Raw genomic sequence first — 290 nt, 5'->3', positions numbered from 1 at the left:
TGCTTCTAAAGAAAACAATGCATTGAATAAATCATCATCATTTAATAAAGAGGTTTCAATCGTATCGCCTACACTTTTGGCAATATCACTTTGTCTTTTAGGCAATACCCCTTGAATTTTAAATAAACCAAAATTTAGAGGTTTATAGGGTCTAAAAAGCATTTTCACCGCAATTTTATTGGTCAAATACCCAATTAATCCACCTATCAAAGTCATTGTTAATAACAATATTACATTATCCAAATCAATCAGTCCTTTATCAATTAATAGTCTTTTTAATTATAGCATAC

Annotated in this window: 1 protein-coding gene; it reads right to left on the bottom strand. The window is 28.6% G+C overall.

Features of this window, described 5'->3' with window-relative positions; translation table 11 throughout:
• Positions 1–216, bottom strand: a 216-nt coding sequence (locus ABCO64_RS10525; protein ID WP_343089435.1) for a DUF445 domain-containing protein, incomplete at its 3' end; no start/stop codon positions are given.
• Positions 217–290: the final 74 nt, after the last annotated feature.

The organism is Methanocalculus natronophilus (assembly GCF_038751955.1).
In the GTDB taxonomy this organism is placed as follows: domain Archaea; phylum Halobacteriota; class Methanomicrobia; order Methanomicrobiales; family Methanocorpusculaceae; genus Methanocalculus; species Methanocalculus natronophilus.
The sequence above is the reverse complement of the archived record's forward strand: the minus strand, read 5'-3'. Positions and strand labels throughout refer to the sequence as shown.